This window comes from Frigoribacterium sp. AC512 (assembly GCF_979258295.1).
The window spans coordinates 56,727-80,923 of the sequence record NZ_OZ409850.1; the positions used below are offsets into that span (position 1 = coordinate 56,727).

At 68.0% G+C, this 24,197-nt stretch carries 17 protein-coding genes; 6 read left to right on the plus strand and 11 right to left on the minus strand.

What is annotated here, in order from left to right; translation table 11 throughout:
• Positions 1 to 75 precede the first annotated feature (75 nt).
• Both ACZZ97_RS00230 and ACZZ97_RS00235 read left to right on the plus strand, forming a co-directional pair.
• Positions 76 to 1,716, plus strand: a complete 1,641-nt coding sequence (locus tag ACZZ97_RS00230; RefSeq protein WP_463471839.1) for a signal peptidase I — start codon at positions 76 to 78, stop codon at positions 1,714 to 1,716.
• Positions 1,717 to 1,774: 58 nt separating this feature from the next.
• Positions 1,775 to 2,758 (plus strand): magnesium and cobalt transport protein CorA, encoded by a 984-nt coding sequence (locus ACZZ97_RS00235; protein WP_463471840.1) that lies wholly within the window; start codon positions 1,775 to 1,777, stop codon positions 2,756 to 2,758.
• A 397-nt stretch (positions 2,759 to 3,155) separates the two neighbouring features.
• On the opposite strand, the gene ACZZ97_RS00240 is transcribed toward ACZZ97_RS00235, so the two are convergent.
• From ACZZ97_RS00240 to ACZZ97_RS00260, 5 genes are all read right to left on the minus strand, one after another.
• Positions 3,156 to 4,907, minus strand: coding sequence for a glycoside hydrolase family 13 protein (locus ACZZ97_RS00240; protein ID WP_463473738.1), 1,752 nt, complete (start codon positions 4,905 to 4,907; stop codon positions 3,156 to 3,158).
• An 11-nt stretch (positions 4,908 to 4,918) separates the two neighbouring features.
• Positions 4,919 to 5,872 (minus strand): carbohydrate ABC transporter permease, encoded by a 954-nt coding sequence (locus tag ACZZ97_RS00245; RefSeq protein ID WP_463471841.1) that lies wholly within the window; start codon positions 5,870 to 5,872, stop codon positions 4,919 to 4,921.
• A complete protein-coding gene (locus ACZZ97_RS00250; protein ID WP_314100689.1) occupies positions 5,872 to 6,825 on the minus strand; it encodes a carbohydrate ABC transporter permease in 954 nt (317 codons plus the stop codon). Before ACZZ97_RS00250 ends, ACZZ97_RS00245 begins: the two co-directional genes overlap by 1 nt.
• Positions 6,825 to 8,189 (minus strand): ABC transporter substrate-binding protein, encoded by a 1,365-nt coding sequence (locus ACZZ97_RS00255; protein ID WP_463471842.1) that lies wholly within the window; start codon positions 8,187 to 8,189, stop codon positions 6,825 to 6,827. Before ACZZ97_RS00255 ends, ACZZ97_RS00250 begins: the two co-directional genes overlap by 1 nt.
• 217 nt (positions 8,190 to 8,406) lie before the next feature.
• Positions 8,407 to 10,722, minus strand: a complete 2,316-nt coding sequence (locus ACZZ97_RS00260) for an alpha-galactosidase (protein ID WP_463471843.1) — start codon at positions 10,720 to 10,722, stop codon at positions 8,407 to 8,409.
• A gap of 97 nt (positions 10,723 to 10,819) precedes the next feature.
• Here ACZZ97_RS00260 and ACZZ97_RS00265 point away from each other — a divergent pair, with 97 nt between their 5' ends.
• The 4 genes from ACZZ97_RS00265 (at position 10,820) to ACZZ97_RS00280 (ending at position 18,167) form a co-directional block, all read left to right on the plus strand.
• Entirely contained in the window at positions 10,820 to 12,109 is a 1,290-nt protein-coding gene (locus tag ACZZ97_RS00265; RefSeq protein ID WP_463471844.1) for an ROK family protein, read from the plus strand.
• Between the two features lie 235 nt (positions 12,110 to 12,344).
• Positions 12,345 to 13,724, plus strand: a complete 1,380-nt coding sequence (drt3a, locus tag ACZZ97_RS00270; protein ID WP_463471845.1) for an antiviral reverse transcriptase Drt3a — start codon at positions 12,345 to 12,347, stop codon at positions 13,722 to 13,724.
• Positions 13,724 to 15,787: an antiviral reverse transcriptase Drt3b gene (gene drt3b, locus ACZZ97_RS00275; RefSeq protein WP_463471846.1), complete on the plus strand. Its 2,064-nt coding sequence runs from the start codon at positions 13,724 to 13,726 to the stop codon at positions 15,785 to 15,787. The genes drt3a and drt3b overlap by 1 nt, the downstream gene beginning before the upstream one ends.
• A gap of 478 nt (positions 15,788 to 16,265) precedes the next feature.
• Complete coding sequence (locus ACZZ97_RS00280) at positions 16,266 to 18,167, plus strand: ABC transporter ATP-binding protein (RefSeq protein WP_463471847.1); 1,902 nt, start codon at positions 16,266 to 16,268, stop codon at positions 18,165 to 18,167.
• Between the two features lie 59 nt (positions 18,168 to 18,226).
• Here the strand turns inward: ACZZ97_RS00280 and ACZZ97_RS00285 are convergent, their stop codons facing one another.
• The 6 genes from ACZZ97_RS00285 to ACZZ97_RS00310 form a co-directional block, all read right to left on the minus strand.
• On the minus strand, positions 18,227 to 18,403 hold the full coding sequence (locus ACZZ97_RS00285; protein WP_314100695.1) for a hypothetical protein: 177 nt from the start codon (positions 18,401 to 18,403) through the stop codon (positions 18,227 to 18,229).
• Between the two features lie 89 nt (positions 18,404 to 18,492).
• Positions 18,493 to 18,741 (minus strand): DUF4287 domain-containing protein, encoded by a 249-nt coding sequence (locus tag ACZZ97_RS00290; RefSeq protein WP_463471848.1) that lies wholly within the window; start codon positions 18,739 to 18,741, stop codon positions 18,493 to 18,495.
• Positions 18,742 to 18,871: 130 nt separating this feature from the next.
• Positions 18,872 to 19,315: a hypothetical protein gene (locus ACZZ97_RS00295; RefSeq protein WP_463471849.1), complete on the minus strand. Its 444-nt coding sequence runs from the start codon at positions 19,313 to 19,315 to the stop codon at positions 18,872 to 18,874.
• Positions 19,316 to 19,447: 132 nt separating this feature from the next.
• A complete protein-coding gene (locus tag ACZZ97_RS00300) occupies positions 19,448 to 21,172 on the minus strand; it encodes a CBM35 domain-containing protein (protein WP_463471850.1) in 1,725 nt (574 codons plus the stop codon).
• A gap of 142 nt (positions 21,173 to 21,314) precedes the next feature.
• Positions 21,315 to 23,288, minus strand: coding sequence for a glycoside hydrolase family 127 protein (locus tag ACZZ97_RS00305; protein WP_463471851.1), 1,974 nt, complete (start codon positions 23,286 to 23,288; stop codon positions 21,315 to 21,317).
• Between the two features lie 69 nt (positions 23,289 to 23,357).
• Positions 23,358 to 24,119, minus strand: coding sequence for a carbohydrate ABC transporter permease (locus ACZZ97_RS00310; protein ID WP_463473739.1), 762 nt, complete (start codon positions 24,117 to 24,119; stop codon positions 23,358 to 23,360).
• Positions 24,120 to 24,197: the final 78 nt, after the last annotated feature.

Consider the following 24,197-nt stretch of genomic DNA (forward strand, 5'->3'; position numbering starts at 1 on the left):
CCAGCCCAGCCCCGCCAGCACCGCACCAGCGCCCCACCAGCGCCGGCACCCGCACCGACCAGACAGGAGGACGCCATGACCACGTACGACGTCCCCCGTCACCCGGCCACCGCCTCCGTCGCGGCCGTCGGCGCCCGCGGCCACGAGACCAGCACCAGCGGCACCGCCAGCGCCCGCCTCGGCTGGCTCCGCATCGTCGTCGGCATCCTCTCGCGCACCGTGCTCGGCACCCTGGTCGGCCTGCTGCTCTGGGCCGCCGTCCCCGCCGTGATCGGCTGGACCCCCACCACCGTCATGACCGGCTCGATGGAGCCGCGCATCCACCCCGGCGACGTCGTCGTCGGCCGCCCGGTCGCGGAGTCGTCCATCCACCGCGGCCAGGTGCTCCTGTTCCAGGACCCCGACCGCGCCGACCACCTCCGTCTGCACCGCTACGACGACAACGGCCAGGGCACGCAGATCGTCACCAAGGGCGACGCGAACCCCACCGCGGACTCGACCCCGATCGACCGCAGCGCCGTCGTCGGCGTCGGCTACCTCCGCGTGCCGTACATCGGCACCCCCTTCGTCTGGGCCGCCGGCCACCAGTGGGGCCACCTGCTCGTCACGGGCAGCGCGCTGATGCTCCTCGTGCTCGGCGCGCAGGCCGACCGCTCGCTGCGCCGCGAGCTGAAGGGCGAGGGCCGGGGCGAAGGAGGCGCCGCCGGCGCTCCCGAGGACGTGACCGGCACCTCCTCCGCGACCGGCACCTCCGGCGCCTCGGTCTCGGGCACCTCCACGGTGACCGTCTCCCCGGGGCTCGTCCTCGCCTCCGTCGCTGCGGTCGACCCGGCCTCGCGTCGCAGCCTCCGCCTCGCCCACCGGCGTGAGCGCCGCCTCCGCCGCCTGCGCGGCGCCGCCGGCACCTTCGCCGTCGCCGGCCTCGTCGGCGGGCTCGCCCTCACGCTCGTCGTCTCGGGCGGGGCCGGTGCGGCCTTCTCGTCGCAGGCCGCGAACAAGACGAGTAGCTTCGCCGCGGCCTCGGCCTACGACTGCCTGATGCCCGCGGTCACCGACTCGCCCGTCTTCTCGTACGGCTACAACGAGGGATCAGGCACCTCCGTCGTCGACAGCTCGTCCACGGGCCGTGCCGGCACCCTGTCGGCCGGCGTCAGCCGTGTGGCCGGCGCCTGCGGCTCGAGCCCCTACGTGACGCTGAACGGCACCTCCGGGCAGGTCACCACCAACGCTCCCGCCGTGCAGGCCCCGACCGCCTTCACCGTCGAGTCGTGGATCAACCTGCCCACGAACAGCACCGGCGGCAAGATCATCGGCTTCGGCAACCAGGCCAGCGGCCTGTCTGGCTCGTACGACCGCCAGCTCTGGGTGTCGGGCACCGGCGTGATCACCTTCGGCACCTACAACGGCGGCACCAAGACCGTCAGCACCACCAAGACCTACCGCGACGGAGCCTGGCACCACGTCGCCGGCACCGTCACCGCGGCGGGCGTGCTGACCCTCTACGTCGACGGCGCGGTCGTGGGCACCCTGTCGAACGCGCCGGGCGAGCCGAACACCGGCTACTGGCGCGTCGGGTACGACAACCTCGCCGGCTGGCCGAACATCCCCGCGAGCTCCGCGAACTACTTCTTCGGCGGCAGCCTCGACGACACGGCCGCGTACAACACGGCCCTCTCGGCCGCGACGATCGCGCAGCACGTCAAGAACGGCCGCTGAGCCGCCTCCGTCCCCTTCCCGTCCCGGCCCCGGCCCGCCGGGCTGCGACACTGGGCGGATGCCCCTGCTGATCAACGACGTCTACGTCGACGGACGCGTCGCCGCGAGCCCCGACACGCTCGACGAGACCTACGCGGCGCTCGCCGAGACGCGCGGCACCGCGTGGATGGTGCTGAGCGAGCCCGACGAAGCCGAGCTCGCCTCCTTGGCCGCCCGCTTCGACCTGCACGAGCTCGCCGTCGAGGACGCCGGCCACGGCCACCAGCGCGCCAAGCTCGAGCGCTACGGCACGACCCTGTTCGTCGTCGTGCGCCCGGCGGTGTACGTCGACGCCGAGGAGAGGGTCGCGTTCGGCGAGATCCACTTCTTCGTCGGGCCGGACTTCCTGATCGGCATCAACCACGTCTCCGACATCGACTCCCGGTACCTGGCGCGCAGCGTGTCGAGGCTGCGCGCCAAGCCCGACCTGCTGCGGGTGGGCCCGCAGGCGATCCTCTGGGCGGTGCTCGACGCGATCGTCGACGCGTACGCACCGGTCGTCGAGGGGCTCGAGAACGACATCGACGAGATCGAGCAGCAGCTGTTCGCCGGCGAGGCCGGGGTCTCGCGCCGCATCTACGAGCTGTTCGGCGAGGTCGCGGACTTCCAGAAGGCCACCCGCCCGCTCGTCGGCATGCTCGACGGGCTGCTGCGCGGAGGCGAGAAGTACCAGGTCGGCACCGAGCTCGAGCGCCGGCTGCGCGACGTGCAGGACCACGTCATCCGCGTCGTCGACCGTGCCGACACGTTCCGGGCGGTGCTTCAGAACGCGCTGTCGCTGAACGCCACGCTCGTCGCCCAAGTGCAGAACGACGTCACCAAGCGCATCTCCGCCTGGGCCGCCATCCTCTTCGCCCCGACGCTGATCGGCGCGATCTACGGCATGAACTTCGACGTGATGCCCGAACTGCACTGGGAGTACGGCTACCCGTTCGCCCTCGCGCTGATGGTGGGCATCGGCGGCGGCCTCTGGGGCGCGTTCAAGCTGAAGCGCTGGCTGTAGGCCGCGCCGCCGGAGCGCTGCTGTGGGAGGCGCGTCCGCGCTGTCTGCAGGCACTGCGACCGCGTCGCCGCGGGGTCGCACCCCTTCGAACCCGCGTGCACCCCGCTGCGCGCACGAGGGGTCGCGCGACCCCTCGTGCACCCCACTGCGCGCACGAGGGGTCGCGCGGCTTCGCCGGGTGCGGACGAGCTGCACCCCCGACCCGGCGCTACCCCCTCGGAACGAGGGGTGCAGCGCTGGACGAGGGGTGCAGCTCGCGGTGGGAGACCCTCGCAGGCGAATTCAGGAACCCCGGCCCCGGGGTTCCTGACTCGTGCACGGATCAGGAACCCCGTGCCCCCTGTTGCGCGGATCAGGACGGATCTTCCTGAATGAGGAGGGGGCGAGGAGGCGGGGGTCAGGCGCGCAGGACTCGCACCTCCCAGGGGGCCAGCGTGAGCGGCCCGGGGCCGTGCGGCACGTTGCTGACGAGCACCTCGGGGACCGACCGGCGCCGCAGCACCGGGTCGAGCCCGGGGTCGAGGTCGTACGGCTCGCCCGACCAGTTCGCGAGCACGAGCAGGCGCTCGTCGCCGAGCGTGCGCGTGAACGCGTAGAGCCGCTCGTCGTCGGGCGCGAGCATCGCGAAGTCGCCGAGCTGCACCACCGGCAGCTCGTGCCGCAGCGCGATCAGTCGACGGTAGAACTCGAAGACGCTGCGGTCGCCGGAGGCGCGGTCGGCCTCGACGTTCAGCTCGGCCGAGTTCGGGTTGACCCCGATCCACGGGGTCCCCGTCGTGAAGCCCGCGGAGGCGCCCGCCGACCACTGCACCGGCGTGCGGGCGTTGTCGCGGCTGCGGAAGCGGAGCGCCTCGAGGACGTCGGCCTCGGAGGCCCCCGCGGCCAGCGCCTCCTCGTGCCAGTTCAGCGTCTCGATGTCGCGGTACTGGTCGATCGAGGTGAAGCCCGCGTTCGTCATGCCGATCTCGTCGCCCTGGTAGACGTACGGAGTGCCACGGTGGAGGTGCAGCACGGCGGCCAGCATCGTCGCCGACTCGTACCGGTGGGCGCCGTCGTCGCCGAAGCGCGAGACGCTGCGGGGCTGGTCGTGGTTGCCGAGGTAGAGGCTGTTCCAGCCGCGCTCGGCGAGACCCTCCTGCCAGCGGCCGAGCGACCGCTTCAGGTCGGTCAGCGCGAGCGGCACGTTGTCGAACTTCGAGTCGGGGCCGCGGTCGAGGTCGACGTGCTCGAACTGGAACACCATGTCGAGCTCGCTGCGCGCCTGGTCGGTGAAGAGCGCGGCGTCGTCGACCGTCACGCCGGGCATCTCGCCGACCGTGATGAGCTGGCGGTCGCCGCGGTGGGCGAAGACCTCGCGGTGCATCTCCTGCAGGTGCTCGTGGATCGCCGGGTCCATCACGAACGCCGGCGAGCCGGCCGCGAGCGACTCGGGGGTCTTCGCGATGAAGTTGATGACGTCCATCCGGAAGCCGTCGACGCCGCGGTCGAGCCAGCGGTTCATCATCGCGTAGACGGCGGCGCGCATGTCCGCGTTCTGCCAGTTGAGGTCGGGCTGCTTCGTCGCGAACATGTGCAGGTACCACTCGCCGGTCGCCTCGTCGAGCTGCCAGGCAGGCCCGCTGAAGGCGCTGCGCCACTCGGTCGGCAGCGACCCGTCGTCCGACTGCGGACGCCAAACGTACCAGTCGCGCTTCGGGTTGTCGACGGACGACCGCGACTCGGTGAACCAGGCGTGCTCGTCGCTCGTGTGGTTGACGACGAGGTCCATCACGAGCTTCATGCCGAGCCCGTGCACCTCGGCCAGCAGCTCGTCGAACTCGTCGAGCGTGCCGAACAGCGGGTCGATGTCGTCGTAGTCGCTGATGTCGTAGCCGGCGTCGGCCTGCGGCGAGCGGTAGATCGGCGACAGCCAGATCACGTCGACGCCGAGGTCGTGCAGGTGCCCCAGCTTGCTGCGGATGCCCGCCAGGTCACCCACGCCGTCGCCGTCGCCGTCGGCGAAGCTGCGGGGCCAGATCTGGTAGACGGTGGCGGACGTCCACCAGGGTGCGTCGGTGTGCTGCACCGCTCCTCCTTCGGTCGTGCCCCCGGCAGGGGACGGGGTCGTGTCTCGAGTGTGGTCCCGGCCGCCGTCATCGGCCTGCGGCATGCGCGCGTCGGTCACTTCGTCGACCCCCGCATCACGCCGCTGACGACCCACTTCTGCGCCACGATGTAGACGACCAGCAGGGGTGCCAGGGCCATCAGGTACGAGGCGAAGGCGACCGTGTAGTTCGTGTTGAACTGGCCCTGGAAGATGAACTGCGCCAGGGGCAGCGTGCGCGCCGAGGGGTCGGAGAGGATCACGAGCGGCAGCAGGAAGTCGTTCCACGCCCAGACGCAGGTGAGGATGCCGACCGTGGCGTTCATCGGCGCCAGCAGTGGGAACACGACCTTCCAGAAGACGCCCCAGGTGCTGGCGCCGTCCATGCGCGCCGCCTCCTCGAGCTCGATCGGGATCGAGTTGATGTAGGCGGTGAAGATGAAGATGTTGAACGACAGCCCGTAGACGGTATAGAGCAGCACGAGCCCGACGGGGGTGTCGAGGCCGAGCAGCGCCGTCTCCTTCACCACCGGCAGCATGATGATCGGGAACGGCACGAAGATCGCGGCCAGGAAGTAGAAGTACAGCCCGCGGAAGAACTTCTTGTGCATGTTGCGCGCGATGGCGTAGGCCACCAGCGAGTTCGTGAAGAGCGTCAGCACGACGGCCCCGACGGTGATGAGCGCCGTGTTCAACAGCGCCTGCGGGAAGTTCGTCAGCTGGTACGCGTCGACGAAGTTCTGCCAGCGGATCTCGGTCGGCAGCTCGAAGCCGGTGCCGCCCAGCTGGTCGGGCGTCTTCAGCGACGTCACGATCGTGAAGTACAGGGGGAGGAGCACCGTCAGCGAGCAGACGGCGATCAGTGCGGTGAGCCACCAGTTGGTGCCTCCCGTGCCGCCGTCGAGGCGACGCCGGCGACGCGACCTCGGGGGTGTGCCTGCCGGTCTCGTGCCGACGCCGTCGGAGCTGCCGGGGTCGACGGGGCTGGTGGTGGTCTGGAGGGCCTCAGCGCCCTGGATCGTCGAGCTCATCAGAACGACGCCTCTCTGCGCTGGAGGAAGCGCAACTGGATGAACGACACGAGGATGATGACGGCGAGGTACAGCACGGCGTTGGCCATCTGGTAGCCGTACTCGCCGCCCTGGAACCCGCCGCGGAAGATGACGAGCGCGATCGACTCGGTCGACGTGCCGGGGCCGCCGTTCGTCAGGGCGACGATCTGGTCGAACACCTGCAGGAACGACTTGAACGAGAGCACCATGTTGATGGTGAAGTAGGCGCCGATCAGCGGGAACGTGATCGAGCGGAACTGCCGCCACGACGACGCGCCGTCGATGCCGGCCGCTTCGTACAGCTCGGCGGGGATGGTCTGCAGCCCCGCCAGGTAGAGGATCACGTTGAACGCGCACGCCTGCCACACCGTCGTGATGACGATGCCGACCCAGGCCCACTGCGGGTCGGCCAGGATGTTGGCGCCCGGCAGCCCGATCGACTGCAGGATCGTCGGGAACGAGTTCGCGAACAGGTAGTTGAAGACGTAGCCGATGATGAGGATCGCCAGCACGTAGGGGATGAAGAAGATGCCCCGGAACGCGGTGCGGAACTTGATCCGCGAGTTGAGGCCGAGCGCGATGGCGAGCGAGATCACGTTGACGGCGATCGTCGACACGATGGCGAACCCGAACGTGAACAGGTACGACGCGATCACCCGGTCGTCGCGGAACAGGTTGAGGTAGTTCGAGAGCCCGACGAAGCTCCACGTGCCGTAGCCCGCGTAGTTGGTGAGGCTGAAGAACATGCCCGTGACGACGGGGATCGTGTGCAGGCCGAAGAAGATGACGACGGCCGGCACGACCATCCAGTAGAAGGCGCGGGGCGTCTTGCCCTGGCCGGCGCGGCGCGTGGGGGCGTGCTTCCCGGAGGAGGCGCGGCTCGGCCCCTCGGGGCCGGCGTCGGTCGTCGGCCGCGGTGCGGTGGCGGTCATCACTTGCCTTCTCTCTGCGTGGTGGTGCGGGCGGCGACCTTGCTCCACTCGTCGTCGAGGTCGGTGAGGAACTCGTCCACGTCGCCGGTGATGACCAGGGTCTGCAGCATGTTGACCAGCGGGATCGACGCGGGCACCTGGTGGTCGATGAAGCCGATGATCCGGCCGCTCGTGAAGTACGGCTCGAGCCCCGCGAGGGCAGGGTCGGTGTTTGGCTCGGCGTCGACGAGGGGCGAGAAGGTGGACTGCGACTCCGAGTAGGCCTGCACCACCTCGGGCGACATGAGGTAGTCGACGAAGCGCTGCGCCTCCTCCTTGTTGTCGCTGTCCCGGCCGATCGACAGGCCGACGTCGACGCCGGACACGGCGATGCGGTCGTCGGCGTTCTCGGTCACCGGGTAGGGGAAGGTGCCGATGGAGGCGTCGGGCGCGTTGGCACGGATCGCCGGGATCGCGTACGAGCCCTGCAGGTACATGGCCGACTCGCCGTTCGCGAAGGCGAGGTTGCCGGCGTTGTAGTCACGGCTGGCGAAGTCGTCCTGGCAGTAGGAGAAGAGCTCGGTCTGCTTCTCCATGGCGGGGCCGAAGTCCTTGCTGAACGACACGGCGCCGTCCTGCACGTCGGAGCCCTCGGCACGGAGGTCGTCGAAGAAGCCGTCGGGCATCAACGCGCCGCCGAGGTTGACGAAGGCGGGCCCGGCCGTCCACGCGTCCTTCATCGTGCAGTAGAACGGCGCGATGCCGGCCTGCTCGAAGGTGTCGGCGGCGGCGATCAGCTCGGTCCACGTCGTGGGGACCTCGACGCCCTGCGCCGCGAAGATGTCGGGGTTGTAGATGATGCCCGAGGCGTTGTTGGCGAAGGGGAGGGCGTTGACCTCTTGTCCGCCTCCCTGGTCGCAGCTGCCGAGGTCCTGCACGATCTCCTGCACGGCGGGGTTCACCGTGTCGGCCGAGGGCTCGTCGCTGAGGTCGGCGAAGACGCAGGCCCGCGCCAGCTCGGCGAAGTTGCCGCTGACGTTGAGCGTCAGCACGTCGGGCACCTTGTTCTTGACGAGCAGGGTGCGGATCGCCGTGTCGGCGTCGGGCACGGCGTTCTGCACCACGCGGATGTCGGGGTTCTCGGCCTCGAAGTCGGTGATGATGTCGGCGAAGTCCTGCACCGCCTCCGGCTTGAACTGGAAGAAGTCGAGCGTCGTGACGCCGTCGGCGTCGGGGCCGCTGCCGGGCGCGCAGCCGGTGAGGCCGGCGAGGACGACGGCGGTGCCGAGCGCGGCCGCGGCGAGGCGGCCGCGGTGCTTGCGGTGGCTCGGACCAGGCCTGTTCCGGTCGTAGCTCGGACCGGGGGAGTGGGATCGGGGAGTCACTGTGCGCCTCCTTGCGCTGGGGGTGCGGCCGGGGCCGCGTGGGTCGTGCTGGTGCTGGTGCTGGTGCTGGGTCGTGCGGGGCGCCTCCTCGGAATTCAGGAGGTGCGGGTCGGGGAGTCCTGAATGGTGCACGGATCAGGACGACCGGTCTCCCCCTCGCGAGGATCAGGCTTGATGTTCCTGAATGAGGAGAGGAGAGGAGAGGAGAGGAGCGGGGCTAGAGGGCGGTGGCCTCGAGCAGGACGAGCTGCTCGGGGAAGAGGACCGGGGCCTGCACGCCGCCGAGACGGAGGGCGCGACCGGTGAGGACGACCCCGTCGAGGGCCCAGGCGAGCGGGGACTGGCCGGGGCCGCCGACGGAGGCGGTCGGCGCCGCGAGGGCGACGCGGTACTCGCGGTCGTCGTCGAGGCCCGGCAGTGTGATCGGGCCTGCCGGGTACATCGCGCTCGTCGCGACCTGCGTGAACGTGTAGAGCGCGCGGCTGCGGTCGGCGGCGACGACCCCGCGCAGGTCCATGCCGGGGTCGGGCAGGTCGGCGTGGACGACGACTCCCGTGTGGAGGAGCGACCGGTTCGCCTTGTGCACCGCGATCCAGGCGGCGAGCTCGTCGAGGGTGGCGTCGTCGACGTCGGGCGAGCTGATGTCCCACTCGACGCCGAAGTGGCCGGGGAGGGCGACTCCCGCACGGAACGACAGGTCGTGGCGGCGTCCGGTCGAGTGCGAGCGGGGCCCGCTGACGTGGGCGCCCATCAGCTCGTAGGGCACGAGCAGTCCGGTGTGCTTCTGGTTGACGAGGCGCTCCATCGGGTCGATGCAGTCGCTCGTCCAGATGCGGTCGGTGTGGTCGAGGATCCCCAGGTCGACCCGGGCCCCGCCGGAGGCGCAGCTCTCGATCTCGACGCCGGGGTGACGGCTGCGCAGCTCGTCGAGCAGGCGGTAGAGCGCGACGACGTTCTCGTGGACCGCCGGTCGTGCCGAGGCGCCGGCGCCCGCCTCCAGCAGGTCGCGGTTGTGGTCCCACTTCAGGTAGGCGATGTCGTGGTCGCTGAGCAGCGCGTCGAGCTTGCCGAGGATGTACGCGAACGCGTCGGGGTTCGAGAGGTCGAGCACCTGCTGCTGGCGGGCGATCGCGGGCAGGCGCCCTTCGCCGGGCCCGAGGATCCACTCGGGGTGCGCCCGGGCGAGCTCGCTGTCGGGGCTGACCATCTCGGGCTCGACCCAGATGCCGAACTGCATGCCGAGGTCGGTGACGTGGTCGATGATCGGCGCGAGCCCGTCGGGCCAGACCGTCTCGTCGACCCACCAGTCGCCGAGGCTCGTGGTGTCGTCGCGGCGGCCGTGGAACCAGCCGTCGTCGAGCACGAAGCGCTCGATCCCGACGCGGGCCCCGGCGTCGGCGAGGGCGCTGAGGCGGCCGAGGTCGTGGTCGAAGTAGACGGCCTCCCACGTGTTGAGGGTCACGGGACGCGGCGTCGCCGGGTGGTTCGGGCGGGAGCGGAGGAGGCGGTGGAACCGTGCCGAGAGCTCGGTCAGTCCGTCTCCCCACGAGCCGAGCGCCTCCGGCGTCTCGTAGCTCTCGCCGGGCCCGAGCCGGATCTCGCCCGGGGCGAGCAGCTCGGCCACGCGGGTGTGGGTGGCGCCGGTGACGATGCGCTCGACGCTGACGCGGTGGTTGCCGCTCCACGCGAGGTGGGCGGCGTGAACGAGGCCGCGCTCGAAGCCGAAGCCGGGCGTGCCGGTGGCGATGAAGAGGGTGGCGTCGGCTCCGGGACGGCCGCGGCGGCTCTCGCGGTCGTAGCGGCCGATCGTGAGGTCGTGGCGCTGCGGGGTGCGCTCACGGAGGTGGCGACCGGTGGTGTCGAGCACCTCGCCGGCGGTGTGCGGCAGGGGGAAGCTCGCCGCGAGCTCGCCGAGCTCGTAGGTGGCGGCGGTGTCGAGTGCGGCGGCGGCGGAGGCGTCGAGCTCGCGGGCGTCGTCGCCGGTCGAGCCGGCCGCGGTGTTGGTGAGGCGGAGGCGCTGGTGCAGCAGGCCGTGGGGGTCGAGACGCAGGGTGATCGCGATGCGCAGCTCGGCGGCGTCGTCGTCGGCCGTGATGGTCACGACGGTGCCGGAGGTGCCCGTGACGCCCGTGCTGCCGGTGCCGTTGTCGCTGCCGGGGGTGACACCGGTCTCGGTGGTGTCGCGCGCCTCCTCTGGGCTGTCGTCGTTCTCGGTCACGTCGAGGTCGGTGACGGTGAAGGCGGGAGAGAAGGAGGCGCCGGCACGGCTGCCGAGGAGGCCGGGGGTGCCCTGCCAGCCGTCGGACTCGAGGGGGAGGAGCGTGAGGCGGGCGGGTTCGTCGATGGCGCCCGAGGTGCGCTGGGGGCGGGAGGCGAGGACGACACCGGCGAGGGCGGCGGCGCTGAGCTCGCCGAGGTCGGGGCCCCAGTGGACGATGCCGGGGAGGCCGGGGCCGGAGGTGTCGAGGACGACGCTCGTGCCTCCCTGGCGGAGGTGGAGCTCGGTCGTGCGGACTTCGGTGCGACGCTGCATGGGTTAGTTCTACGACGGAAGTAATAGGGCTGTCAAGTGCTTGCGGGGAGCCGGATGGCGCCTCCTTTTCGTTCGGGCTGGAAGATATGCTCGGCGCATGACGACGACGACGGAGCCGGTGCTGGGCGAGTCCGGGCGTGAGCTGGTGCGCGAGGTGCTGATCCACGGGCCGATCGCGCGGGCGGAGTTGGGGCGCCGGCTGGGCCTGTCGCCGGCGAGCCTTACGCGGCTGAGCAAGCCGTTCCTGGACCGCGGCCTTTTCGTCGAGGGCGCCGTCGAGCTCGCCGGAGCCGTCGGCCGCCCCGCCAAGCCGCTCGACGTGCGGGTCGACCTGCAGCGCTTCGTCGGCATCAAGCTGACCGGCGACCAGGCGCTCGGCGTGCTGACCGACCTGCGGGCCAAGACGCTGGGCGAGCACGTCGCCGACCTCGCCGGGCACTCGCCCGAGGAGGTGGTGGAGGCGCTGGCTGCGGTGGTGGAGGCGCTCGCCGGGTCGGGCTCTGACGGTCGCGCTGTCGGGGGTGGTGGTGCCGTTGCTGCTGGCGGCGGCAGCGGGGGTGGTGTTGCTGCTGAGCCTGATCCGTCACGTGACGGATCAGCCGAGGCGAGCGTGGCTGACGTTGGCGGCGTCGCGGAGCTCGCGGGTGTCGGGGTGAGCATCGGCGGCAAGGTGACCGGGCAGCAGGTGGTGCTGCGCGCGCCTTTCCTCGAGTGGCGTGAGGTGGACCTCGGCGGGATGCTGTCGCGGCGGCTCGGGCTGCCGGTCGTGGTCGAGAACGACGTGGTGGCGTTGACGGAGGCTGAGCGGTGGTTCGGCCTCGGGCGGGGGATCGACGACTTCGCCGTGGTGACGACGGGGGCCGGTGTCGGCTACGGCCTCGTGATCCACGGGAGGCAGGTCATCACGCCCGACACGGGTCTCGGGCTCGGAGGGCACTTCCCCCTCGACCCCACGGGACCGATCTGTGCCGACGGGCACCGCGGCTGCTCGACGGCGATGCTCTCGACGACGAGCATGTGCGCCTCGGCGGCCGTCGGTCTCGGCCGGTTGGTCAGCTACGAGGAGTTGCTGGCGCTCGCCGCCTCCGGCAACGCGGTCGCGGTGCAGGTCGTCGGCACGGCCGGCCGGTCGCTCGGCCGCATGATCGCCGCGGTCGCGAACCTGACGATGGTGGGGACGGTGGTGCTCTCGGGCGAGGGCATCGGGCTCGTCGACGTCCCCGTCGCGACGTCCGAGATGCGTGCCGGCATCGCCGCAGACCGAGACCCCGACGCGTCGGAGGTGCGGGTCCTCACCGGGGACGCCGACTTCGGTGCCTGGGCGCGTGGTGCTGCGGCGGTTGCCGTGCAGGCGCGGATCGGAAGTTTGGGAGCCATCTGGCGCTAAAGGCTGAAGGTGCCGCCTGAAACGCGCGACCGGCACAAGCCCCATCCAGGCCTTGGTTGGACACCTGAAGCGACTTTGTCAGCACAGGGCGGAGCCCCTCGTGCAATGCGTTGAGAGGCTCCATAGTGGCCATGCTGACCAGCCTGCGCGACCAACGGAAAGATGCCCTGTCGGCACCCTCTCGTGACTAAGGTTCATCTACTCCCAAATTTCTCCGTACAGGTCAGGTGGCCTTGTGATCCCTCCGCCCTACACGCTCGAAAGCTTCATTCGCCTCGTGGAGCGCCAAAATGAACGCGGCAATGACCTCAGCCGCCAAGACCGCGAAGTCCGGCGAACTACCAGAGCACTGCAGAAACGGCGTCGCATGTTCCTGCTCGCGATGAGCAGGTACACGAAAGGCGATCCAATTCGCGACCTGTTGAAAGCAAAATACAAAGAGGAGCGTAGAGCTTTGCGGCTCGACCGGGAGTCAGCAGTCGAGTTGGCCATGCATAACGCTTTGACGGCTTTTGAAGATAAAATAGTAAAAAAGACCTTTACCTTCGACCTAAGACCCGGCCCGGTAATGGCGAAAAAGCAAACATATATTATTGCTAGTCGATTGGATGTCCAGGTCCCAGCTCGGCAGGCTTCCAACGTACTTAAGAACTCGACGTCTGTGACTGGTTCGAGCCGAAATAGCATCGTCCGAGCGCTAAAAGAAGCGCTAGGCAAGCAATATAAGCATGCGGTCTACAGAATTGATGTTCAAAACTTCTTTGAGTCGATTCCGCATGACGTCCTTTTGGGGAAGGTCATCGGGCGCCCTGATATCGATCGTCTCACCATCGATTTGGTGCGTCGCCTTCTTATCGAATACGAAGCTCTTTTGGGCAGCGCCATTGGGCTCCCGAGGGGGGTTGGAATGAGCTCTCAACTCGCCGAACTATACATGTCGGACTTCGATTCTCGATTCAAGGCTCACCCGGGTGTCTTGTTCTACGCACGATACGTTGACGATATGGTGCTGATCCTGGAGAGTGAAAGCATTCTGCAGGCCGTCAAGCAATCCATATTAACTGATCTTTCATCGCTGAGCTTGGCAATTAATAGTGGCAAGACGCATGATGTAGTGGCTGGTGAGGACGGGAGCTATCTTCCTGCGGAACACATCGAATACCTCGGATACCGATTCCATCGTGACTCGAAAGCCCTTGTAACTAGCCTGACTACCGCGCGGAAGGATCGGCGGCGGACCCGGCTTGAACTTGCACTCAATCAGTGGCTTTCGACTAGTCCAAACTCTGCTACGCCCAATCACGGGCATGATGGCTTGCTAGTAGATCGAGTGAAGTATCTTGCCAGTAACACTAGGTTAATGAACTCCAAAAGCAAGGTGGCCATTGGCCTGTATCACTCGAATAGTGCTCTGGATACTGGTGCCAAGGAATTCGCGGAACTTGATGCGATCTTGGAGGGGTTCCTCAAGGACCACTCGTCGAAGATGAGTGATCAAGTTCTGGCAAAGCTGGGAGCCATCTCGTTCGCAGAAATGTTCATCACAAGGCCGTTTATTCGCTATCGACAAAGGCGCCTTGACCAGGTTACAAAAGTGTGGACTGGAGTAGCTTAATGAAGTATCAACGGGCTAAACGGGACTCACTTCGCGCATTGACGTCAGAGATTCTTCCTTATGAGATTCCATTGCCATTCGACATCTCGCGGATGTACAAGTTTCTCCGACGCCTTGACTTCAAGTGGGGAGACAAGCACTCCTTTTCAGTCTTGGAACAGCGCCTTGATAGCCCTGCAAAGCTGTGGCTTGCGCTGATTTTCGACCCGATCCAACTTGGCCCGGGCGTGCTTGTTGCCAACCCCGGCAGTCAACCAAATCGACGGGAATTTAACTTGGCGTCGGGCGGAGGGCCGAAGTCTGACCTTCGCCATCCGTACAAGTTTCGGTCGAGGCGCAACAACGGTAAATCGCGCAATTTGGCCATTCCCCATCCGCATTCGATGGTGCAGATGGCGTCGTTTATTCATGACAATCGCGATTCCATACTCTACTTCACTAATAGAAGCAGCTTTTCGATTAGGCACCCTCACCGAGTTGCCCGATTGCAGTCAAAGCGTGATTCCGTTTTCAGTGGTCTACAAGAGTCAAAACCGCTAGGTGTCGAGCAGTCAGATCTCGAATACTCTCATGTTTCATCATACTTTAGTTATCGTAGTTACAGTAATATAAATCGATTTTACTCGTCCCCGGAGTTTCAAGCATGCGAGCGGAAGTACCCTCGTTTGCTGCGAGCAGATGTCTCAAAATGCTTTGACAGTGTTTACACGCATACGCTCTCATGGGTGACAAATGGCGTTCACGCCAGTAAGAATAGGCAAAAACAGACAGGCGCCACTTTCGGGGGCAAATTCGATCATCTCATGCAGTACCTGAATTATGCTGAGACGAGCGGAATTATTATTGGTCCGGAATTGTCGCGTATATTTGCCGAGATCATTCTTCAAGAGATCGACGTCCGAGTTGAGCGTGAACTCAGCCACCGAGGTCTGAACCGGGGTGTCCATTACGAGATAATGCGCTACGTAGATGATTACTTTATGTTTCTGGCTGATCCTCAGAAAAGCGAGTTGATTGAGGAAGTCCTCGCTGCTCAACTGGCTATATTTAAACTGCACTTGAACGACGAAAAGCAACTGAGATATGATACTCCCCTTGCATCGCACATGTCTGTTGCGAAAAGTCGAATGAGAGCCGATTTGACGGCACGCACAAAACTTGTTTTCGATCCGGAAGATAACGACATGTCAGTCGACTTCTTCTTCTCGGCAAAGAAAGCGATTCTTGATTACAAGGCTCTGCTCATCGACACAGAATTAAAGCATGGAGAACTGGCGAACTCATATCTGTATGAACTGGGGCATCGTCGAGATGCGACTGTGCTTAAATATAGGACGTATTTAGAGAAAGCCCAGAAGTCGGGCGACAGAAGGGCCGCGCATAGAGCTAGGCTGCTTCTGGTGAGTTACCTCACTGAGGTCGTCGATGTTGCCATCTTTATATATTCTGGCGCTCCATCCGTCTCCCACAGCGTAAAGCTGACTCGAATGGTTGCTGCTTGCCTCGGAGAGTTGGAACTTCAGAAGTTTGGGACGCTGGACGTGTCGCATTTCCAGGGGCATGTTCGCCGCGAGGTCATAGCCCAATTGAGTGCTATTCGTGATGAGAGTTCCTTTGGAGCCCACACGCTGTTTCTTCTGGATTGTTTGATCTATCTTGACCCAGACGTATCGGATCAGACGTTGACCTCAATTCTGGAACGGCGGGGAACCGAGGTAGCGGACCTCGACGCATTCGGTGTCCTGACACTCCTGAGGCGATATTCAGAGCCCACGACTTCCAGCGATCTCAAGAACGCCTTGCTCTCCAGAGCTGGGCAGCTCGTGGAGCGGGGCAAACAGCACCAGGAAGACGAAACTGCGCGAGCGATTTTGCTTCTGAGCCTCCCAACTTTCCCGGGTGCTTCTGCCATCGAAATTGCTAAAGCTATGGGCCCTGGGTATTCGGCCACCAGCGTGGAAAAGCTGCGGGGAGGCCGATATGGAGCATCGATGTTCTCCTGGAACGCGAGTGATAATTACTACGAACGGTTGCTCCTGAAGTCGGCTCAGTTCGTATACTGAGTAGGCAGCCATGGCGCAAACTGGACTCAAGGGTCCGACCACACACTGGCGCGAGGGGACGGGCGCCGTCGAATCCCCGACAAACTTTTCCGGCCGGGCTTGGTCGCCAAACAGGCTCGAACTGTCTGCTCGTGGTCGCAACTTTTGCGTGCGTCCAATTGGCCTCCTCACTCCTATAACGCCCCGAGTACGAGGGCGTAAACGGAGAGGCGTCCATCCGAGAGGTCCTCGTCCATCCACCTACTAATTGCGGCCAATCGCGATGGCCCAGCGCTTAATAGTGGCTTGGTCAGTTTCTCATTTCGCACCAACCGGGGAGCCAGATCGCGTTCACTGCCCACACTCCTGTGGGGGCCACACATCCCGCTCTACCCGAGTTGACTCGTGGTGCCCCCATCGCGCCGCCCAGGGGGAGAACCGCGACCCCGGGGCGGCCCGCCGCAGACGTCGGGCCTGCACCCCACGGAAGGAACCACCCATGAGCATGGAAGGCGCGGCCTGGAGCTCGCTCTACAAGATCTCGTCCGCGAGGGACGGCAAGCACGGCATCTCGCGCGAGTCCGTCAAGCGGATCATGACGTTCGCCGTGCCCTACCGGGCGAAGCTCGTCGTCTTCATCGCGCTCTCCGTCGTAGGGGCGTTCCTCGCCGTCGCGACACCGGTGCTCGCCGGCCGCGTGGTCGACGTCATCGTCGCGAAGGGCGAGGTGTCGATGATCGTCCGGCTCGCCGTCCTCATCGCCGTCGTGGCCGTGGCCGACGCCGGCGTCTCGCTGCTGACACGCTGGTTCTCGGCCCGGATCGGCGAGGGCGTCATCCTCGACCTCCGCACCGCCGTCTTCAACCACGTCCAGAAGATGCCGATCGCGTTCTTCACCCGCACCCGCACCGGCGCCCTCGTCAGCCGCCTCAACAACGACGTCATCGGCGCCCAGCAGGCCTTCAGCGGCACGCTCTCCGGCGTCGTCACCAACGTCGTCGCGCTGGTCCTCACCCTCATCGTCATGCTCAGCACCTCCTGGCTGGTGACGGTGCTCGCCGTCATCATGCTGCCGATCTTCCTGATCCCCGCACGACGCATGGGCAGCCGCCTCGCCGCCCTGCGCCGTGAGGCCGCCGACCACAACTCCGCGATGAGCACCCAGATGACCGAGCGCTTCTCGGCCCCGGGCGCCACCCTCGTCAAGCTCTTCGGCCGTCCCGACGAGGAGGCGGAGGAGTTCCGCGTCCGCGCCGCCCGTGTCCGAGACATCGGGGTCCGCAGCGCCCTGCTGCAGTTCGTCTTCGTCACCGCGCTGACGCTCGTCTCCGCCCTGGCCCTCGCGCTCGTCTACGGACTCGGCGGCTTCCTCGCCCTCGCCGGCCAGCTCGACACCGGCGAGGTGGTCACCCTGGCGCTCCTCCTCACCCGCCTCTACGTGCCGCTCACCGGCCTCGCGAGCGCCCGGGTCGAGATCATGAGCGCCGTCGTCAGCTTCGAGCGCGTCTTCGAGGTGCTCGACCTGAAGCCGCTCATCCAGGAGAAGCCGGCCGCCACCTCCGTCCCCGAGGGCCCGGTGAGCGTCGAGTTCGACGACGTCCGGTTCGCGTACCCGTCCGCCGACAAGGTGTCGCTCGCCTCCTTGGAGGAGGTCTCGACACTCGACACCCGCGGCGGCGAGGAGGTGCTGCACGGCGTCTCGTTCCGCATCGAGCCGGGACAGACCGTCGCCCTCGTGGGCACGTCGGGTGCCGGCAAGTCCACGATCGCCCAGCTGCTCTCGCGCCTGTACGACGTCGACAGCGGTGCCGTGCGCCTCGCCGGCGCCGACGTGCGCGACGTGACCTTCGCCTCCATGCGCCACACCCTGGGCATGGTGACGCAGGACGGCCACCTGTTCCACGAGACCATCCTCAGCAACCTGCGCCTGGCGCGGCCGGAGGCGACCGAGGACGAGGTGTGGGACGCCGTCCGTCGCGCACGGCTCGAGGCCCTGCTCCGCTCGCTGCCGGACCAGCTCGACACGATGGTGGGGGAGCGGGGCTACCGGCTCTCAGGAGGCGAACGCCAGCGCATGACGATCGCCCGCCTCCTGCTGGCCCAGCCTCGCGTCGTCATCCTCGACGAGGCGACCGCGGCGCTCGACTCGACCTCGGAGGCCGCCGTGCAGGCGGCGCTGAGCGAGGCGCTCGAGGGGCGGACGGCGATGGTGATCGCCCACCGCCTCTCCACCATCCGCAGCGCCGATCTGATCCTCGTGGTCGAGGACGGCTCCATCGTCGAGCGCGGCACGCACGACGAGCTGCTCGCCGCGGCCGGCCGCTACGAGGAGCTGCACCGCACCCAGTTCGCCGTGCAGAAGGACGTCGCGCCCGACGAGGAGGCGGCGGTCCGGCCGTAGGACCGGCTCGGCTCGGTTCGGTTCGGGTCAGCGGTCGCGCTCTGACCTCAGCAAGGGCGTCAGAGCACGGCGTAGGCGATGACGGCGGCCGCGACCACGCCCGCTGCGCAGTACGCCGACAGCGTTCGGCGTGACATGGACCGGTCTGCGCGGATGTCCCTCACGCCCAGCACGATCGCGACGACGGCGATGACGACCGCCACCGCGACGCCCACGAGGATCACCGTTCGCATCACGGGTCGACCGTAGTGCTCCCTTCCCCGTGGCGGCCGATCACGTCTCGTGCAACCAGCAGGTCGGGGCGTCGGGTCGCCCGCGCACCGGGTCAGGCGCGGGCGGCTCGTACGTAGGCGACGATCGCGTTCGCGTGGCCGTGGCCCATGCCGTGGTCGGACTTCAGCCAGGCGACGACCTGCATGTGGGAGTCGCTGTCGAGCCGCTCGTTCACGAGGTCGAGCCACTCCTGGATCGGGCGCCCGTAGGTCTTCTCGATGCTCGGGAAGTACGACGCGGGCCCCTTCGGCTTCGCCCCGTCGGCGGGCGGCTCGGGCGCGAGGACGCGGTCTGCGGTCATGGCTCAGAGGGTAGCGGCCGGGCCTGCCGAGCACGTCATGTCCCGTCCTGTTCCGAGCATCCCGTCTCGCCAGGACGCGACGGGATGCTCGGAACGAGACGGGACACCTCCCCGCCCGACGAGCGGCGCCTCAGCGCAGGCGGGGGCTCTGCTCGCGCTGCCGGCCTGCTCGCTGCCGGCCTGCCCGCTGCTTGACGGCCGACAGGACGTACGCCGCGGCGAGGGCTGCGTAGACCACGGCGGAGAGGACCGTGTCGGAGGCGCCGCCGTCGCCTGCGGACAGGGCGAGGACCGTGCTCAGCCCCTGGACCGTGAAGAACACCGCCAGGACGACGCTGGAGGTCACCCCGCCGGTGAGGCGCCAGGCCGGACGAGGAGGCGCGGTCGGCTCGTCGTCCGCCCGGAAGGTCCGCCCGCAGAAGACGACCGTCGCGACCGTGACGGCCAGGAGCGTGAGGGCCCCTGCCGTGGGGCCGAGCAGGAACACGATGAGGAACCCGAGGGCGAGGCCGAGGATCACTGCCACCAGGACGACGCCGACCTTCGTGGTGGCCGCGGTGATGCGGAGTGCCATGTCGCTCCCGTCGTGAGGGGACGTGTCGGTCACTCGACTCTAGGGGCCGACCACGTCGACGTCCCGAGTGGGAGCCCCCCGGGGACACGGGGACTCCCACTCGTTCCTGTCAGCACCCTCGGGCGCGGGGCCTCAGCGGGGCCGCACCGTGATCGAGTCGATCTCGGCGAAGCCCGAGCCGCCGGCGTAGTTCGGCGAGCCCTTGGCGAGCCGGATCACGTTGTAGCCGGCCTTGAGGGTGACCGGCGTCGCGGCCGAGTCGGCGAAGCGGCCCCAGGCGCCGGTCGGCGCGTAGGAGACGTCCCGGAACGCGCTGCCGTTCGTCGCCAGCCCCTGGGTGGAGGTCGCCGCGCCGCCGTTGGCGTAGCGGGTGGTGAGCGCGTAGCTGCCCGCGGCGGGGACCTCGACGATGAAGTCGACGAAGCTGTTCGAGCGGCCGTCGCCCAGTCCGTCGATCCGGCCGACGTATCCTCCGTTGGACGCACCGGTCGAGGTCAGCCGCTGAGCGTTGACGACCGTCGCGTTCTCCGCCTCGTAGACCTGCTGGTAGGGCGTGGTCGGGCCGGCGGCCGGAGTGACCACCACCTGGTAGGCGCCGAGGTAGTCCTGGTTCGTGATCGGGACCGTGACGGCGCCGTTCACGATCGGGACGGTCGTGCTCGAGACCTGGGTCGGTGCGGAGACGTTGGTCATGCGCCCGGATCGCGGGGTGTAGTTGACCGTCACCCTGGCCTGCGTGCCGAAGCCGGCGAGGCCCTTGACCTGCACCGCGTTGTCGCCGAAGGTGCCGCCGAGGGCGACGTTGACGACCTTGCGGGTCGAGTCGTAGGAGGCGAAGCCGTCGAGATCGCCGGAGGGCGTCACCGCCAGCATGTTGCCGGCCATCTCGCCGTACCACTTGTACAGCCAGTACGAGCCGGTGGGGCGGTTGTTCCAGACGAGCCCGCCCACGGTGCCGGATTCGTACCAGTAGGCCCGCTCGGCGTCGTTGATGCCGGTGCGCTCGAACTGGGCGATGTAGTGCGCCGCGACGCTGGGGGTGTCGATCTGGCTGGGGGAGCCGTACTCGTTGATCGAGATGGGTCGCGGGCTGATGCCGAGCGAACGCTCGATGGCCCGGTAGTCGGCGACGTGCTCGTCGACGGTGTTGTAGGTCTCGTCCTCGAGCTCGTGCCAGACGACGACGTCGGGCAGGGTGCCGTCGGCCTTGGCCCGGGCCATGAAGTCGCGCATCAGGTCGGGGTAGTAGCGGCTGTAGCTCGGGCCGACGATCGGCGTGGTCGTGTCCTGCAGCTTCACCTGTCGGTAGGTGCGCGTCCAGCCGTCGAGGAACGGACCGGCCTTGGCGGTGTCCCACGTGCCGTCAGGCTCGTTCCACAGCTCCCAGCCGTTGATGTTCGTGGTCGACCCCGCGTCGACGCGCGCCTTGACCATCGTGTCGATCTTCTGGGTCCAGTCCTCCCAGCTGATCCAGCGGTAGGGGAAGTTCGGGTAGACGTCGGGCATCCGCGCGTAGGACTGGGCGCCGTCGCGGGTGAACGCCGGGGCGGTCTTGAGGATGTCGCCCGACGGGACCGTGGCGCCGTTGCCGAGTTGCTGGACTCCGGGCGCTGGCTGGGTGTGCTGCTTGAGCTTCAGCGGCGTCAGGAGGCCGGGTGCGGGGTCGGTGTCGGTCGCGACCGCGTAGAGCCCGCCCGCCCCCACGTACGTGACCGGCCTGATGCTGGTCGCCGCGTCGACGACGAGCGTGTTCCCGGCCGCGCTGGCGGTCGCTCCCGGGGTGAGGAGCGCTGCGACCACCGCTGCGCTCAGGCCGAGGCCGAGAGCGGCCCCTGTCGACTTCTTCTTCGTTCTCATCCTGTGCTCCTTTGCGTGGACGAGCGGCGCCGTCGAGGACGGCATTGTCCGAAACCGCTTTCAGTAAGACTCACACGAGCTTGCAATTTAAGCAATGTGGGCACCTGAAGTGATTTCAGTGGGCGGGCGCCTTCGCTCGCCGTCAGGCCTCGAGGTCGTCCACGGGCAACCACACGCGCATCGTCGACGGGCCTCGGTTGCCCCACGCGGCGTACGGCAGGAGCTCCACGCTCCCGAGCGACCCGGCGGTCGACGCAGCACGGCCGTAGGGCCACCCGCTCGCGGGCGTGCGGCTGCGCGAGAGCTCGACCCTGGCGCCGACGGACGTGGTGACCGGGTCGACGGTCGTGTCGACGAGCACGTCGTTGACGCTGCCGGTCGGCAGGTCGACCGACTCGAGCGCGAGCACGAGCGGGCCCCGCTGGACGGCGACCTGGCCGCGGACCGCGTCGATCCGGGGATCGGGCAGCACCCACTCGGCGACGACGGGCAGCTCGAGCACGACGACGTCGCCCGCCGAGAAGCGGCGGCGGACGACGGTCGTCGAGCCCTGGGCCTGCCTGACCTCCCCGTCCGGCAGGACCACCGTGGCCGGGGCGCCGTCGGCCCACGAGGGGACACGGAGCGTCAGCTCCACCTCGCGCTCGACGTCGCCGCGCCACGTCACCTCGACGCGCCCGTCGAGGGGGTATCCGCTCGCGACGGACAGCGCCAGCGGCGTGCCGTCGTCGAGCACGGTGTCGACGTCGTAGCTGCCGTACTGGTGCAGCTGCACCCCGTCGGAGCTGCGGGTCGCGAAGAACTGCTCCACGCTGGCCAGGGTGCGCGCCACGTTGGTCGGGCAGCAGGACACCTCGAACCAGGGCGCCCGGAGGCTCGAGAGCGCGCGGGCGTTCAGCTCGTCCTCGTCCGGCTCGACGCCCTCGGACCGCTGGTGCAGCGTGTTCGTGTAGAAGAACGCGCGCCCGTCGTCGCGGGGCGACGCGAGCACGACGTTGAGGAGGGTCCGCTCGATGAGGTCGGCGTACCGGGCCTCGCCGTCTGCGAGCAGGAGGCGCCAGGAGAGCATCGTCGACGCGATGCCCGCGCAGGTCTCCGAGTAGGCGCGGTCCGGCGGCAGCTCGTGGTCGGCGCCGAACGCCTCGTCCTGGTGGTGCGAGCCCATCCCGCCCGTGACGTACGTCCGGGTGGCGACCGTCGCCTCCCACTGTCGGCGCACCGCGTCGGCGAGCTCGTCGTCGCGGGTCTCGACCGCGACGTCGAGCGCACCGGCGGCCAGGTACAGGGCGCGGACGGCGTGCCCGCGCAGCACGCCGGCGTCGCGCACCGGCACGTCGTCCTGGAAGTATTCGGCGCCGTACTCGATCTGGCCGAGCAGGCCCCGTCCGCGGCGGTCGACGAAGAGTCGGGCGAGCTCGATCCAGCGCGGCTCGTCGAGGGCGCGGCCGAGCTCGGCCAGGGCGACCTCCACCTCCGGGTGGCCGCAGATCGCGACCCGGCCCTCGGGGCCGAAGACGGTCCACAGGTGCTCGGCGAGACGCCGACCGATCTCGACCAGGCGGGGCGAGGCGCCGGTGCGCTCGGCGGCGACCACGGCCTGCAGCAGGTGGCCCATCGAGTACAGCTCGTGGCCCCACTCGAGGTCGCTCCACCGTGGTCGCTGCCAGGCACGGCCGAAGCTCGTGTGCAGGTAGCCGTCGCCCTCCTGCGCCGCGGCCACGCGGTCGACGAGGGCGTCGTAGCGTGCCTGCAGGGCCGGGTCGTGCTCCCGCCCCAGCTCCCACGCCATGCCCTCGAGGAGCTTGTAGACCTCGGAGTCGACGAACTCGATGCCGGAGTGCTCCCACGGGGTGCTCGGGTCGCCCAGGCCGGCGGCGGCACGGTCGAAGTTGCCCGTCCAGCCGATGCGCTCCATCCAGTCCTCGCAGTGCCGCAGCACCACGTCGGCGTTCAGGGCCTGCTTCTCGGCCCAGAAGCCGTCGGTGAGCCGGATCTCGGTCGCGTCGAGCGGGGTGAGGGTCGAGGTGGACGGCGAGACGGCACCGGCGAAGCGACGGGCGTGGCCGTCTCGGGAAGCGGCAGGAGCGGTGTGGGCGTGTGGCGCGGTGGTGGTCACGGGGTTCTCCGGGTGGTGAGGGAGGGGAGCGAGTCGGGGGAGGAGCGGCTGGTGTCCGCGGTGCAGGCGTCAGTCCTTGACGGCCCCGGCGGTGACGCCGGCCGCGACGTAGCGCTGGGCGACGACGAGCAGCACCGTCGCCGGGATCGACGCGACCACGGCGGTCGCCATGATCGAGTTCCACTCCTGGTTGTTGTTGCCGATGTAGCGGTAGATGCCGAGCGTGATGGTCTGCGCGTCGCCGCCGCTGTTGAGGGTCGACGAGAAGACGAAGTCGGACCACGCCCAGAGGAAGGCGAAGAGGCCGACGGTGACGGCGGAGTTGCGGCTCACGGGCAGGACGACCGAACGGAACGTGCGCCACGCGCCGGCTCCGTCGAGCTTCGCGGCGCTCATCAGCTCGTCGGGGATGCCCCGCATGAACGCCGTGAAGATGAGCACCCCGAAGGGCACCGCCAGCGTCGAGTCGGCGATGACGAGGCCCCACCACTGGTTCAGGATGCCGAGGTTGAGGTAGATCGCGTAGAACCCCATCGCCATGATCACCTGGGGGATCATCTGCGCGACGATCATCACGAAGCTGAGCGCGCCTCCTCCGACCGGCCGCAGCTTGGCCAGGGAGTACGCGGCCGGTGCCGACAGGGCGACGGTGACGACGACGGTCCCGAGGCCGACCAGCAGGCTGGTGCCGAGGAACGGCAGCTGCTCGGCGACGACGGCACGGTAGCCGTCGAGCGTCGGGGCGGAGGGGAACCACGACGGCGGGCTCTGCCGCATCTGCGCGGTCGGGGTCAACGAGACGTTGATCATCCAGTAGATCGGGAACAGCATGATCGCGGTCAGCACGACCCCGATCACGGTGGTGGCGAGGCTGCGGCGGCCGGCGCGGCTCGAGGAGGCGCGGCGGGC